The organism is Pseudomonas sp. GW821-FHT09E12, assembly GCF_059416085.1.
This window is the reverse complement of the sequence record NZ_JBWKOM010000005.1, coordinates 390,675-403,980: the sequence shown is the minus strand read 5'-3', so window position 1 is coordinate 403,980 and position 13,306 is coordinate 390,675. Positions and strand designations below refer to the sequence as shown.

The window sequence follows — 13,306 nt, the reverse complement described above, 5'->3', positions numbered from 1 at the left end:
TGCCAGCCACTGAATGAAAATGCCCCGCCAAGTGCGGGGCATTTTTTTGTCTGGAGATCGGCCTCTGCGAGGCCTGTCGCGGGTAAGTCGGATCGCCGCCCGCTCGCTCCTACAGGCGGCACTGATCCTGTAGGAGCGAGGCTTGCCCGCGATGGATTCAACCCGTTCTTACTGAATGTCCTCCGGCTTGACGATCACCCAGTTCTTGTCCGCCGTCACCGGCAGCCCTTCCTTGGCCTGGGCCGCGGCGTGCTTGGCCATCATGCCGTTGATCTGGGCCATGTACTTGTCCTTGCGGTTGACCCACAGGTGGATGCCGCCCTTGGCCACGTCGACACCGTGGAACAGCATGTAGCCATCGCTGGTCGGGGTGTCGCCGCCCACCAGCACCGGTTTTTTCCACTCGTCGATGTAAGTCAGGATCGCGGCGTGCTTGCCGGCCATCCAGGTCGCCGGGGTCCACAGGTAAGGGGTCAGTTCCAGGCCGAGGTTGGCCTTCTCGTCATACTTGCCGGCGGTGATCTGCTTGCGCGCGGTGGTCAGCTCGCCGGTCTTGCGGTCCTTGAGCAAGGTGGTCACGCCGATGACGTTCTGCGGCTTGACGTTGTAGCCGTACTTCGGATCGGACGCGACCATGCGCACCAGTTCCTCGGAGGCGGCGGTCATCACGTAGACCTCGATGCCGTTCTCCATCAGCTTGTTGTACAGCTCTTTCTGGCCGGTGAAGATTTTCGGCGGATTGATCTCGGTGTTCTTGACCACGTCGCCTTCGAAATAGGTGGCCGGCACCGGCTTGCCCGAGGCCATCAATTCGTCGACATAGCCCTTGAGTTCCTTGAGGGTGAAGCCGGAGAACACCTGCGCCACCCAGGGGTAGCAGACCATGTCGTCGATTTCACAGAGGCGGTAGTAATAGCTGAACAGGCTTTCCTTGTGCTCGGCGGTGTCCTTGAACGGCATCAGCTTCAGGGAGGGGTCGAGGGTCTCGCGGGTGATCAGGCCCTTGTTCTCCATGAACGGCAGCAGCGACTCTTCCAGGTCGTAGCGGTAACTGGTGTTGTCCATGTCGAACACCGCGTAGTTACCCTTGTTGGCATTGGCCGCGATCATCGCGTCCAGTTGCTTGGCCTGGTCCGCGGGCCAGTGCTGCAAGTCGGTGGCGAGAGCCTGGCCGGCAAGGCCCAGGCAGAGTGCGGCAACCAGAAATTTCGGAGCGAGTTTCATCGGCGTTTTCTCCCTGATTTAAAGAGATCGACGCTAACAAATCGCTGTGACAATCCTCGCCTGTGGGCGACCGCCCGCGTCCTGATCCCGTCATCGGCATGTGCCTGAACGTCAGCGGCTTATTCCAAAAACGACAGTCCCAATGCGTTTTTGATATTAATTCATTAGATATCAAGCTGTTAGGCTTGCCGGTTCGCAATCGCAGTCATAAGCGATTGGCACAAGTCTTATGGAGCCTTAATGAACCTGCCGCTGATCCTCAACCTGCTGGTGTTCCTCGCCTTGCTGCTGGGCCTGGCACAAACCCGTCACACCACCTGGAGCCTGGCCAAGAAAGTCCTGCTGGCGCTGGTGCTGGGCGTGGTTTTCGGTGTTGCCCTGCACGGCATCTACGGTGCCGGCAACCCTGTCCTGAAAACCTCCATCGGCTGGTTCGACCTGGTGGGCAACGGTTATGTGCAACTGTTGCAGATGATCGTGATCCCGCTGGTGTTCGCCTCGATCCTCAGTGCCGTGGCGCGCCTGCACAACGCCTCGTCCCTGGGCCGGATCAGCTTCCTGACCATCGGCACCCTGCTGTTCACCACCGCCATCGCCGCGCTGATCGGCATCGCCCTGACCAACCTGTTCGGCCTGACCGCCGAAGGGCTGGTGGCCGGGACCCAGGAAATGGCCCGCCTGCAGGTGATCCAGAGCGATTACGCGGGCAAGGTCGCCGACCTGAATATCCCGCAACTGCTGCTGTCGTTCATTCCGCAGAACCCCTTCGCCGACCTGGCCCGGGCCAAGCCGACCTCGATCATCAGCGTGGTGATCTTCGCCGCCTTCCTCGGCGTCGCCGCCCTGCAGTTGCTCAAGGACGACGCCGACAAGGGCCAGAAAGTGGTCAACGCCATCGACACCCTGCAAGCCTGGGTCACCCGCCTGGTACGCCTGGTGATGAAGTTGACCCCTTACGGCGTGCTGGCGCTGATGACCAAGGTGGTCGCCAGTTCCAACCTGCAGGACATCATCAAGCTCGGCAGTTTCGTGGTGGTGTCGTACATCGGCCTGGGCCTGATGTTCGTGGTCCACGGCCTGCTCGTTTCGCTGGCCGGGATCAACCCGCTGCGCTTCTTCCGCAAGGTCTGGCCGGTGCTGACCTTCGCCTTCACCAGCCGCTCCAGCGCCGCGAGCATCCCGCTGAGCATCGAGGCGCAGACCAGCCGCCTGGGCATTCCGCAGTCCATCGCCAGCTTCGCCGCCTCGTTCGGCGCGACCATCGGCCAGAATGGCTGCGCCGGCCTGTACCCGGCCATGCTGGCGGTCATGGTGGCCCCGACCGTGGGCATCGACCCGCTGGACCCGCTGTGGATCGCGACCCTGGTGGCGATAGTGACCTTGAGTTCGGCCGGTGTGGCCGGGGTAGGCGGTGGCGCGACGTTCGCCGCGCTGATCGTGCTGCCGGCCATGGGCTTGCCGGTGTCCCTGGTGGCGCTGCTGATTTCCGTGGAGCCGCTGATCGACATGGGCCGCACCGCACTGAACGTCAGCGGTTCGATGACCGCCGGGGCGATCACCAGCCAGATCATGCAGCAGACCGACAAGCAAAAGCTCGATGCCGATGAGCATGCGGAGCTGGCGCAGGCTTGATCCTTCCAGCCCCGTTCCGGGTTCACGCCTGGAACGGGACTGCGATCGACTGCGAAGCAGTCGTAAAACCAGACAACCTGTTCTTCCTGAAACACCCCGTGCTCGGGTTTTGCGAGGACTTCGTCCTCGATCGCAGCCTCGCAGGCTCGGCAGCGGCTACAGGGCTACGGGGTTAAACCCTTTCCCAGACTTCGAAGCTGTAGGCCGGCTTGTCCCCTTCCGCTGGATTCGGCACGTTCGACACCAGTTGCCACTGGTTCAGGTCGAACTCCGGAAACCATGCATCGCCCTCCGGGCTCAGCGCCACGCGCGTCAGGTACAGGCGATCGGCCTGCTCCAGGCCCTGGGCATACAGCTGCGCACCGCCGATCAGCATCAGCTCGGTAACGCCCTGCTCCAGCGCCCACTCCTCGGCACGCGCCACCGCGGCTTCCAGCGACGGGTACACCTCGGCGCCTTCGAGCCGCAGGTCGGCCTGGCGACTGACCACGATATTCAGCCGCCCCGGCAGCGGACGCCCCAGCGAATCCCAGGTCTTGCGACCCATGATGATCGGCTTGCCCAGGGTGGTGGCCTTGAAGTATTTGAAATCCCCCGGCAAGTGCCAGGGCATGCTGTTGTCGACGCCGATCACGCGATTTTCACCGAGGGCCGCGATCAGGCTGAGAGGGAGAGATTTTTTCATGCCGGCGAGGATACCAGAGGCTCGGTGCCCCGCAACGTACCCCGACAGGCGTGACAGCGGTTATGCTCACCCCTCATTTGAGCAACGGAATGACGCGTGACAGCACTGACCCCACTGGAAAAACTCTGGCTCACCGAAGCCGTACGCCTGCGCGAGGAACACGCCGGCGCCCTGGAGGACCAGGAAGCCAATCGCCTGGCGCGCACCGCAGGCGGCGACCTGGCAAGCCGCCTCCAATACCGCGCGCTGTGGCTGGCCGAACGCGACGGCCTGGCCGCCGCCCTGCGCCACTGGGTCCAGGGCGCGCGCCTGGCGCTGTTGCTGATGGTCGTGTTGGCCATGGTCAGCGGTGCCGGCCTGGCCTTCGCCGCCCTGGGTAACGGGCAGGCGCCGGTCAACGTGTTCTGGGCCCTGGGCAGCCTGCTCGGCCTCAACCTGCTTCTGCTGCTGAGCTGGGCCATCGGCCTGCTGTTCGCCGGCGAACACGGCGCCAGCCTCGGCCGCCTGTGGCTGTGGCTCAGCGCCAAGCTCGCCCGCGACGCCAAGGCCGCGCAGCTGGCGCCCGCCCTGCTGCTGTTGCTGCAACGGCGCAAACTCAATCGCTGGGCCATCGGCACCCTGGTCAACGGCCTGTGGCTGCTGGCCCTGCTCAGCGCCGTGGCGATCCTGCTGATGCTGCTGATCACCAAGCGCTACGGGTTCTACTGGGAAAGCACCCTGCTCGGCGCGGATGCCTTCGTGGCGATCACCAACGCCCTCAGCGCCATACCCCGGGCCATAGGTTTCGGGGTACCGACCGTAGAGATGATTCACGCCAGCACCCGGGATGTTTACAACACTGAACTGGTGCGCCAGATGTGGGCCGTCTGGCTGGTGGCCTCGCTGATCATTTACGGCGTGCTGCCGCGCCTGCTGTTGATGCTGTTCTGTCGCTGGCGCTGGAGGCACGGGCAGGCGCGCCTGCGACTGGACCTCAACCTCCCCGGCTACAGCCAGCTGCGCGAAGCGCTGATGCCCAGCAGCGAACGCCTGGGGATCAACGATGCCGCCCCCGAACTGCTGCACCGCATCGAAGGCGGCGTCAGCGCACAGGACAGCGATGGCGCCCTGCTGGTGGCCATCGAACTGGACGACCAGCGCCCCTGGCCACCGCAATTGCCGGCCTCGGTGAAGGACGCCGGCATCCTCGACAGCCGCGAATCCCGGCACAAGCTGCTGGAACAGATGAGCCGCTTTCCGCCGGCGCGCCTGGCCATCGCCTGCGATCCACGGCGCTCGCCGGACCGTGGCAGCCTGGCGCTGATCGCCGAGCTGGCCCGCAGCGCGACCGCCACCCGGGTCTGGCTGTTGCAGGCGCCGCCCGGCGAAGCGCTGGACGCCGAACGCCTGGGCGACTGGCACGTGGCGCTGCAACAGCTGGAGCTGCCATTCGCCGATTGCGCACCGCTGAACTGGCTGGAGACCGGGCATGACTGATCCTCGCAAACCGCCGTTGAAGCTGGCGGTGGTCGGCCACACCAACGTCGGCAAGACCTCCCTGCTGCGTACCCTGACCCGGGACGTGGGGTTCGGCGAGGTCTCCCATCGCCCCAGTACCACCCGCCATGTCGAGGGCGCGCGGCTGTCGGTCGACGGCGAACCGCTGCTCGACCTGTACGACACCCCCGGCCTGGAAGACGCCATCGCCCTGCTCGACTACCTGGAACGCCTGGAGCACCCCGGCGAGCGCCTGGACGGCCCGGCCCGCCTGGCGCGGTTTCTCGAAGGCAGCGAGGCGCGCCAGCGTTTCGAACAGGAAGCCAAGGTGCTGCGCCAACTGCTGGACTCCGACGCCGGGCTGTATGTGATCGACGCTCGCGAGCCGGTACTGGCCAAGTACCGCGACGAGCTGGAAGTCCTCGCCAGCTGCGGCAAGCCGTTGCTGCCGGTGCTGAACTTCGTCAGCAGCGCCAGCCACCGCGAGCCGGACTGGCGCGAAGCCCTGGCCCGCCTGGGCCTGCACGCGCTGGTGCGCTTCGACAGCGTGGCACCACCGGAGGATGGCGAGCGGCGGCTGTATGAAAGCCTGGCGTTGCTTTTGGAAAGCTCGCGGCCGCAGCTGGAACGCCTGATCGCCGACCAGCAGGCGCAGCGCGCGGCTCGCCAGCAAAGCGCCGCGCGACTGATCGCCGAACTGCTGATCGATTGCGCCGCCTGCCGGCGCAGCGTGGTCAGCGAGGTCGAGCAGGAACAACAGGCGATCGGCGAGCTGCGCAAGGCCGTGCGCCAGCGCGAACAACGCTGCGTCGAGGCGCTGCTCAAGCTCTACGCCTTCCGCCCGCAGGATGCCGCCGCCAGCGATGTACCGCTGCTCGACGGACGCTGGGGCGATGACCTGTTCAACCCGGAAACCCTCAAGCAACTCGGGGTCCGGGTCGGTGGCGGGATCGCCGCCGGCGCGGCGGCCGGGGCCGGCGTCGATCTGCTGGTGGGCGGCCTGACCCTGGGCGCGGCGGCCCTGGCCGGGGCGATTGCCGGTGGCGCGCTGCAAACCGCCCGCAGCTACGGCGGCCGCCTGCTGGGCAAGCTCAAGGGCCAGCGCGAACTGACCGTGGACGACAGCGTGCTGCGCCTCTTGGCCCTGCGCCAACGGCAACTGGTGCAGGCGTTGAATGTGCGCGGGCATGCAGCGCTGGGCAGCATCCAGCTGGCCACGCCCCAGGACCAGAGCTGGCGCGAGGGCAAGCTGCCGGAGGCGCTGAACAAGGCCCGCGCCCATCCGCAGTGGTCGTCGCTGAACCCGGCGCCGCGCCTGAGCCAGGCCGAGCGCCAAGAGCAGATCGAGGTATTGGCGCAGAAGCTGGTGGTCGACAGTTAAGCCTGCGGCGCCCCCGCCTACGTCATCGCGAGCAAGCTCGCTCCTACAGAACATACGTTCCCCTGTAGGAGCGAGCTTGCTCGCGATAGCTGTCCCCCGGGCACCGCAGGACTCGGATCAGACAGCCAACAACCGCACCGCCTTGTCCTTGAGCACCTGCAAATCCATCACCGGCACCCACAGCTCCTTGGCCTGTTCGTCCCAATGGCGCAGGCGCAGGCTGACCGCACATAGCGGGTCCTGCTCGAAGGCCCGGGCCTCCTCGGCGCTCATCACCCCGCCCTGGTATTCCAGGGTGCGCCGGCTGGCTTCGCTGAGCCGCTCGTAGTAACCCGGCTCCTTGCAGGTCAGGTAACGCTTGGCCTGCACGTGGTACTCCACCAGCCGCGCCAGGCGCTCGCTGAAACCGGCGCGGCGCAGGTAGTCGGCGCCCAGCCGCTCATGGCCGGCCACGCCGAAACCGCCCATGTTCTCGGCATCCTGCCCACAGATATGCCCGATATCGTGGAAGAACGCCGCCAGCACCACTTCGTCGTCGAAGCCCTCGGCCATGGCCAGCTGTGCGGCCTGGGACATATGTTCGATCTGCGACACCGGCTCGCCGATGTAGTCGCTGTCGCCAAAGCGCTCGTACAGGCCGAACACCTCGGCGATCCGCTGCTCAGGCCCCATCAGGCTTCCTCCAGCAAACGGGCGATATTGCCCTCGGCCATGGCCGGGCCGACGCTCATGCCCACGCCGGTATGCATCAGCGCCACGCTGACCCCGACGGCCGGGCGCAGGAACGAAAACGGCCCCGGGCCACGGGCGCCATAGACACCCTGCCAGCGCTCGATCACCTGCACCTTGCAACCCAGGGTGTGCTCGGCCAGCTCGAGCATCCAGGTGTCCACCTGCTCGGCATTGAACGGCGACGGGTCGCTGCCGTAATGGTGGGAGTCACCGATGATCAGCTCGCCATAGGGCGTCGGGCTGATCAGCAGGTGGATGCCGTTTTCGTGCAGGTGCGGCGCATCCCGCAGGATCTGCGCCTGCACCGCCGCCGCTTCAGGCAGGTCGGCAAAGGCGCCGTAATGCACGCAGCTCAGGCCGGTGAGCAACGCGTGTTGCAGGTTCAGTGGCACCTCGGGCCGGGCGCGGAGCATTTGCAGGCGGCAGACCTGCGGCGCCAGCGCAGCAATCGGTTCGGCCAGCAGGGTCTGGTAGTCATGCCCGGAACAGACCAGGATCTGCCCCGCGCGAAAGCTGCCGGCGGTGCTGTGCAGTTGGCCGGGCTCGATGTCGCGCACCAGGGTGGAAAAATGAAACTCCACCCCGAGGTCGCGGCGCAGGTAGTCGATCAGCATCGGGATGGCTTCCCGGGAATACAGCTGCTGGTCATCCAGGCCATGCAGCGCCGCGCGATGATGGCGGAAGCGGCCGCCGTACAGATCGTTCAACGCCGCGCCGCGCAGCAGTTCGACCCGGTAGCCGTGTTCCTGCGCACGTCCGGCGCAGAAGGCCTGCAGCAATTGCTCCTCGGCCTCGGTGCGGGCGAACAGGTAAGAGCCGTTGCGCTTGAGCGGCAGGCCGGCCAATTGTGCCCAGTCGCCCCAGATGCCGCGGCTGGCCCTGGCCAGGTCGAGCATCACGCCCGGCGGCTGGCCGGTCACCAGGGCCTGGCCGAAATTGCGCACCGACGCGCCCAGGGGCGTGGCGCTGCGCTCGAAAACCTTGACCCGCAAACCGCGCTTGGCCGCGGCATAGGCATGGGACAGCCCGAGGATGCCGGCGCCGACGATCAGCAGGTCGTTGTGGTTGCTCATGGGTGTGGTCCTTGGGAAATGACCCTACGAGGTCAATCGCGAGCAAGCTCGCTCCTACAAAGGCCAACCCTGTAGGAGCAGCCGGTCGACGCTCGATTGCTCGCGATAGCGGTCTATTGGTTACTGGGCGGCGACCTTCTCGGACTTGCCGTCATAACGCTTGCGCCACTCGGCGAGGATCTCGTCGCGGTTCTTCGAGGCCCAGGCGAAGTCGTTCTTGATCAGGCGCTGCTCGTAGTCGGCCGGCAGTTCGGTCTGCGGCTTGGCGATCCCCGGCTGGGCCAGCACGGCGAAGTTTTCCTTGTACAGCTCCATGGCCGCGGGACTGGCGGAGAAGTCGGCGAGCTTCTTCGCCGCTTCTTCATGAGGGGTGCCCTTGATCACCGCGGTGGCTTCGATTTCCCAGCCCAGGCCTTCCTTGGGCAGCACGATGTCCAGCGGCGCGCCCTGGCGCTTGAGCTGCACGGCCGGGTATTCGAAGGAGATGCCGATCGGGAATTCGCCGGCCGCCGCCAGCTTGCACGGCTTGGAACCGGAGTGAACGTACTGGCCGATGTTCTGATGCAGGTCGTCCATGTACTGCCAGCCCTGCTTCTCGCCAAAGGTCTGCAACCAGGCGCTGACGTCGAGGAAGCCGGTGCCGGACGAGGCCGGGTTGGGCATGACGATCTTGCCCTTGTACTCAGGCTTGGTCAGGTCCTGCCAGCTCACTGGCTTGGTCAGGCCCTGCTTTTGTGCCTCGACGGTGTTGAAGCAGATGGTCGCGGCCCAGACGTCCATGCCGACCCAGGCCGGCGGGTTGGCGGCGTCACGGTAGTTGCCGCCGATCTTGCCCAGATCCTTCGGTGCATAGCTTTGCAGCATGCCCTGCTGATCGAGGATCGCCAGGCTGGAAGCGGCCAGGCCCCACACCGCGTCCGCCTGCGGCCGGGCTTTTTCCGCCAGCAGCTTGGCGGTGATGATCCCGGTGGAATCGCGCACCCATTTGATTTTCACATCCGGGTTGGCGGCTTCGAAGGCTTGCTTGTAGCTCTTGAGCTGTTCGGCTTCGAGGGCGGTATAGACCGTCAGTTCGGTCTTCGCGGCAAAGGCGTTCATGCTGAAGGCAGTGAGGACAGCAGCGGCAACAGCCAGGGGCTTGAACATGGTGCGGTTCCTTTCTGGAGTGGGGGCTTGTTAGTGGGGGTTGGGCAGATTCAATGGCCGGGCGCGGTCTGCCGCCAGGCCTGGGAGCGGCGCAGCAAACCGCGCGAAGCCCAGGCCAGGAGCAGGGACACGCCCGCCGAGGTAAAGAGGATCAGGGTCGACATCGCGGCCGCGCCGCCGACGTTGCCGGCGTCGTCCATATTCAGCACCGCCACCGCCGCGAGGATGGTGTCGGGGCTGTAGAGGAAGATCGCCGCCGAGACGGTGGTCATGGCCGAGACGAACAGGTAGCGCAGGATGTCCAGCAGCGCCGGCAGGCAGATCGGCACCGTGACCCGCAGGTAATGGCGGTACAGCGGGGCCTTGAGCGACAGCGCCGCGGCCTCGAACTCGGCGTCGAGCTGGCGCAGCGCGGTGGTGGCGGTCATCTGCGCGGTGGTCAGGTAGTGAGCAATGGTGCACACCACCAGCAGGGTCATGCTGCCGTAGAACACATGCAGCGGGTTGCCGCTGAGGTTGAAGAAGAAGACGTAGCCCAGGCCCAGCACCAGGCCCGGCACTGCCATCGGCACGAAGCTGAGCATGCGCAGCGCCAGGTTGAGGCCGCGCTGGGTGTGGGTCTTCTCCATCAGGTAGGCGCCGGTGAAGATCAGCGCGCTGCCGATCAGCGCCGTGCACAGGGCCATGGTCAGGCTGTTGCGGTAGGCCAGCCAGCCGCCACCGGCGGTGTCGTTGAACTGGTAGTGATTGAGCGACAGCGAAAGGTTATAGGGCCAGAACTTCACCAGCGACGAGAACACCGCCATGCCGAACACCAGCAGCAGCGCCGCGCAGATCAGCAGGACGATCGCCAGGTAGCAGCCGTCCCGCAGCCGGGAAGGCGCCGGCTGGAACACCTGGGCCCGGCCGCTCATGGAATCGCCATGGCGACGGCGCAGCCAGGCATCGACACCGAAGCTGAACAGTGCCGGCAGCAACAGCACCATGCCGATCAAGGCGCCACGGCCAAACTGTTGCTGGCCGACGACCGCCTTGTAGGCTTCCAGCGCCAGCACCTGATAGTCGCCACCGACCACCACCGGCACGCCGAAATCGGTGATGGTCAGGGTGAATACCAGGCAGAACGCGGCGAACACCGCCTGCCGGGTGGCCGGCCAGGTGATGCTGCGAAAGGCCTTGGCCGGGCTGGCGCCCATGCTCGACGCGGCATCGAACAGCCGCGCATCGGCCAGGGACAGGGCCGACAGCAGGATCATCAGGGCGTGGGGAAAGGTGTAGATCACCTCGCCGAGAACGATGCCCCAGAAGCCGTAGATATTGTCCGAGAGCAGGCCACGGAGCAGGCCCTGGTTGCCGAACAGATAGACCAGGGCGATCCCCGGCAGCATCGACGGCGCCATCAGCGGCAGCAGCGACAGGCCGCGCCAGATCGCCTTGCCGGGAATCAGCGTGCGTTGCAGGGCATAGGCAAACAGGTAGGCCAGCGGCACCACGATGGCGGCGACGCTAAGGGAGACTTTCAGGCTGTTGCCCAACAGCCAGTGGAAGTTGGCGCTGGTTACCAGCTCACGGGCCGCAACCAGGCCACCGCCCTGCCCGGCTTCGCCGCTGAAACCGCGCCAGAAGATCGCCAGCAACGGCAGCAGCACCGCCAGGCCCAGCAGCACCAGCAGCACCAGCTTGCCGCCGAGCACGAAGAGGCGGTCGCCGATTTGCGCACGGGCCGCCTGGCGCGCCCGTTTTGCGGGTAGCGGCAGGCTCAGTTCAACGGCCATCTCAGGCAAACACCTGCAGGCTGCGCGGTGGCAAGGCGACCCAGATGTCCTGGGCACCGAGGCGCGGCATGGCTTCCGGGGCCAGCTCGGCCAGCAGCGGATGGCCGGGCAATTGGTTGAGTTCGAAGCTCATGCGGCAGCGGTTGCCGAGGAAGGTGATCTCCCGGACCTTGGCCGGGAACAGGTTCTCCTCGTGCACCGGCGGATTGACGCTGATCGCCTCCGGGCGGCAGAACAACCGGCCCGAAGCGGCCTTGCCGGAGTCGGCCGCCAGCCGCACATTCATCCCACCAACCTGGGCGTGGCTGTCGCTGCTGCGGCGGAACGGCAGCCAGTTGCCCTGGCCGACGAACTCGGCGACGAACGGGGTGGCCGGGCGATCGTAGATTTCCTGCGGCGTGGCGTATTGCTCGACCTTGCCGTTGTTCATCACCGCGATGCGGTCGGCCATCAACATGGCCTCGTCCTGGTTGTGGGTGACCATCAGGGTGGTGATGCCCAGGCGCCGCTGCAACTGGCGCAGCTCGGTGCACAGGTGCTCGCGCACCCGGGCATCCAGCGCCGACATCGGTTCATCCAGCAACAACAACGAAGGCGCCGGGGCCAGGGCGCGCGCCAGGGCCACCCGCTGCTGCTGGCCGCCCGACAGCTGGCCGGGGTATTTCTTTTCGCTGCCGGTCAGGCCCACCAGTTCCAGCATCTGCGCCACGCGCTTGCGCACCTCGTCGCGACCGCTGCCGGCCAGGCCATAGGCGATGTTGGCTTCGACGCTGAGGTTGGGGAACAGCGCATAGGACTGGAACAGAATGCCGTAGTCCCGGGCCTGGGGCGCCAGGTGCGAGACGTCGCGGCTGCCCAGGTACAACTCGCCCCGGTCTTGGCGCTCGAGGCCGGCGATGCAGCGCAGCAAGGTGGTCTTGCCGCAGCCCGACGGACCGAGCAGGCACACCAGCTCGCCGGCCGCCACGTCCAGGGAGACGTTATCCAGGGCGGTGAAAGCGCCAAAGCGTTTCTGCATGCCGCGCACTTTCATCGGCGCGCCGGGGTTGCTCAGGGCAGTTGCGATCGGGTTGTTCATGGACGGACCTCATCAAGCAGATGCAGGCCATCCTAGGGAACGAATGCGTAGTTACTGTGGCAGTGAGGCAAAAGCTGCCGATAGTGGTATTGGCGGATTTGGGTTCAAGAGAACGCAGAGCCTTGTAGCCGCTGCCGAGCCCGCGAGGCTGCGAACGGTTGCGCAGCAACCGCAGGGCGCCTTTTGCGGGCGCTGCGCTCGGCAGCGGCTACGGATGAGGTGTGGGCGGATCAGGCCGGCGCCATTTCCTGTGCCAGCCCGAGGAAGGCCGCCGGCAGGCGCGCGCCCTTGCGCTCCTTGAGGCAGTACAGGTATTCGGCGATCTGCGGCGCGTTCTCGATGGTCAGCACCCGCAACTGCGGATCGTGGGGGACTTCCTGACGGGCAATGATGCTGATGCCGATATTGCGCAGCACCGCCTCGCGGATCGACTCGCGGCTGCCGATCTCCAGCAGCGGCCCGAAGCTGACCCGGGCGCCGTCGAGCAGCTCTTCGGTCAGGCGCCGGGTGGTGGAGCCCGGCTCGCGCATCAGCAGGGTATGCCCGACCAGGGCGTTCAAGGGCACGTGATCGAGGGCCGCCAACGGATGATTGCGGTGCACCGCCAGCACCAGCGGGTCGCTGCCGAGCACCCGGCGGATCAAGCGCGAATCTTCCAGCAGCTGCGACGACGCGGCGATGTCGACCCGGTATTCCTCCAGCGATTCCAGGACCTGCTGCGAGTTGCCGATTTCCACCGACACTTCCACCTGGGGCAGGCGCTCCCGGAAGGTCTTCACCAGATCGAGGATGTAATACGGCGCCGTGGCGGCAATCCGCAGGGTGCCTTGCAGCTGGCCGCTATTGCGCAGGAAAAATTCGATATCGGCTTCCTGCTGCAACAGCGCCTTGACCATCGGCAACAGCCGGGCACCCTCTTCGCTGACGCTGAGGCGGCGGCCGCCGCGATAGAACAGCTCGACCGCATACTGGCTTTCCAGATGACGGATCTGGGTGGTCACCGTGGGCTGGCTCAGGCCGAGCTTTTTCGCCGCCAGGGTGATGCTGCCCAGGCGGGCCACCAGGTAAAACGCCTTCAGCTCGGCACTCAGCACTGCACGCTCT

General features: G+C 65.9%; 11 protein-coding genes. 3 read left to right on the top strand and 8 right to left on the bottom strand.

Features of this window, described 5'->3' with window-relative positions:
- Positions 1-168: 168 nt before the first annotated feature.
- Complete coding sequence (locus AC07PQ_RS16975; RefSeq protein ID WP_493185925.1) at positions 169-1,224, bottom strand: HAD family hydrolase; 1,056 nt, start codon at positions 1,222-1,224, stop codon at positions 169-171.
- Between the two features lie 240 nt (positions 1,225-1,464).
- Between AC07PQ_RS16975 and AC07PQ_RS16970 the strand changes: the two genes are divergently transcribed.
- Positions 1,465-2,856 carry an L-cystine transporter gene (locus AC07PQ_RS16970; protein WP_007921267.1) on the top strand — a complete coding sequence of 464 codons (1,392 nt, stop codon included), beginning with the start codon at positions 1,465-1,467 and terminating at the stop codon, positions 2,854-2,856.
- Positions 2,857-3,028: 172 nt separating this feature from the next.
- Here AC07PQ_RS16970 and AC07PQ_RS16965 read toward each other — a convergent pair whose 3' ends face one another.
- Entirely contained in the window at positions 3,029-3,541 is a 513-nt protein-coding gene (locus AC07PQ_RS16965; protein WP_101336205.1) for a dihydrofolate reductase, read from the bottom strand.
- A 96-nt stretch (positions 3,542-3,637) separates the two neighbouring features.
- On the opposite strand from AC07PQ_RS16965, the gene AC07PQ_RS16960 reads away from it, so the two are divergent.
- Both AC07PQ_RS16960 and AC07PQ_RS16955 read left to right on the top strand, forming a co-directional pair.
- Positions 3,638-5,017, top strand: coding sequence for a DUF2868 domain-containing protein (locus AC07PQ_RS16960; RefSeq protein WP_493185924.1), 1,380 nt, complete (start codon positions 3,638-3,640; stop codon positions 5,015-5,017).
- Entirely contained in the window at positions 5,010-6,398 is a 1,389-nt protein-coding gene (locus AC07PQ_RS16955; protein WP_253366247.1) for a GTPase/DUF3482 domain-containing protein, read from the top strand. Before AC07PQ_RS16960 ends, AC07PQ_RS16955 begins: the two co-directional genes overlap by 8 nt.
- A gap of 117 nt (positions 6,399-6,515) precedes the next feature.
- Here the strand turns inward: AC07PQ_RS16955 and AC07PQ_RS16950 are convergent, their stop codons facing one another.
- The 6 genes from AC07PQ_RS16950 to AC07PQ_RS16925 form a co-directional block, all read right to left on the bottom strand.
- Positions 6,516-7,070, bottom strand: coding sequence for a phosphonate degradation HD-domain oxygenase (locus AC07PQ_RS16950; RefSeq protein ID WP_274335418.1), 555 nt, complete (start codon positions 7,068-7,070; stop codon positions 6,516-6,518).
- Positions 7,070-8,203, bottom strand: coding sequence for a TIGR03364 family FAD-dependent oxidoreductase (locus AC07PQ_RS16945; protein ID WP_493185923.1), 1,134 nt, complete (start codon positions 8,201-8,203; stop codon positions 7,070-7,072). The genes AC07PQ_RS16950 and AC07PQ_RS16945 overlap by 1 nt, the downstream gene beginning before the upstream one ends.
- A gap of 120 nt (positions 8,204-8,323) precedes the next feature.
- Positions 8,324-9,349 (bottom strand): putative 2-aminoethylphosphonate ABC transporter substrate-binding protein, encoded by a 1,026-nt coding sequence (locus AC07PQ_RS16940; protein ID WP_493185922.1) that lies wholly within the window; start codon positions 9,347-9,349, stop codon positions 8,324-8,326.
- Positions 9,350-9,399: 50 nt separating this feature from the next.
- On the bottom strand, positions 9,400-11,124 hold the full coding sequence (locus tag AC07PQ_RS16935; protein ID WP_493185921.1) for a putative 2-aminoethylphosphonate ABC transporter permease subunit: 1,725 nt from the start codon (positions 11,122-11,124) through the stop codon (positions 9,400-9,402).
- Position 11,125: 1 nt separating this feature from the next.
- Positions 11,126-12,202, bottom strand: a complete 1,077-nt coding sequence (locus AC07PQ_RS16930; RefSeq protein ID WP_007921288.1) for a putative 2-aminoethylphosphonate ABC transporter ATP-binding protein — start codon at positions 12,200-12,202, stop codon at positions 11,126-11,128.
- Positions 12,203-12,432: 230 nt separating this feature from the next.
- Positions 12,433-13,296 carry a LysR family transcriptional regulator gene (locus AC07PQ_RS16925; RefSeq protein ID WP_053263014.1) on the bottom strand — a complete coding sequence of 288 codons (864 nt, stop codon included), beginning with the start codon at positions 13,294-13,296 and terminating at the stop codon, positions 12,433-12,435.
- Positions 13,297-13,306: the final 10 nt, after the last annotated feature.

What these genes read in the sequence shown, in the direction of transcription:
- AC07PQ_RS16975 (WP_493185925.1), bottom strand. Translation starts at nt 1,224, where the DNA reads ATGAAACTCGCTCCGAAATTTCTGGTTGCCGCACTCTGCCTGGGCCTT.
- AC07PQ_RS16970 (WP_007921267.1), top strand. Translation starts at nt 1,465, where the DNA reads ATGAACCTGCCGCTGATCCTCAACCTGCTGGTGTTCCTCGCCTTGCTG.
- AC07PQ_RS16965 (WP_101336205.1), bottom strand. Translation starts at nt 3,541, where the DNA reads ATGAAAAAATCTCTCCCTCTCAGCCTGATCGCGGCCCTCGGTGAAAAT.
- AC07PQ_RS16955 (WP_253366247.1), top strand. Translation starts at nt 5,010, where the DNA reads ATGACTGATCCTCGCAAACCGCCGTTGAAGCTGGCGGTGGTCGGCCAC.
- AC07PQ_RS16950 (WP_274335418.1), bottom strand. Translation starts at nt 7,070, where the DNA reads ATGGGGCCTGAGCAGCGGATCGCCGAGGTGTTCGGCCTGTACGAGCGC.
- AC07PQ_RS16945 (WP_493185923.1), bottom strand. Translation starts at nt 8,203, where the DNA reads ATGAGCAACCACAACGACCTGCTGATCGTCGGCGCCGGCATCCTCGGG.
- AC07PQ_RS16940 (WP_493185922.1), bottom strand. Translation starts at nt 9,349, where the DNA reads ATGTTCAAGCCCCTGGCTGTTGCCGCTGCTGTCCTCACTGCCTTCAGC.
- AC07PQ_RS16935 (WP_493185921.1), bottom strand. Translation starts at nt 11,124, where the DNA reads ATGGCCGTTGAACTGAGCCTGCCGCTACCCGCAAAACGGGCGCGCCAG.
- AC07PQ_RS16930 (WP_007921288.1), bottom strand. Translation starts at nt 12,202, where the DNA reads ATGAACAACCCGATCGCAACTGCCCTGAGCAACCCCGGCGCGCCGATG.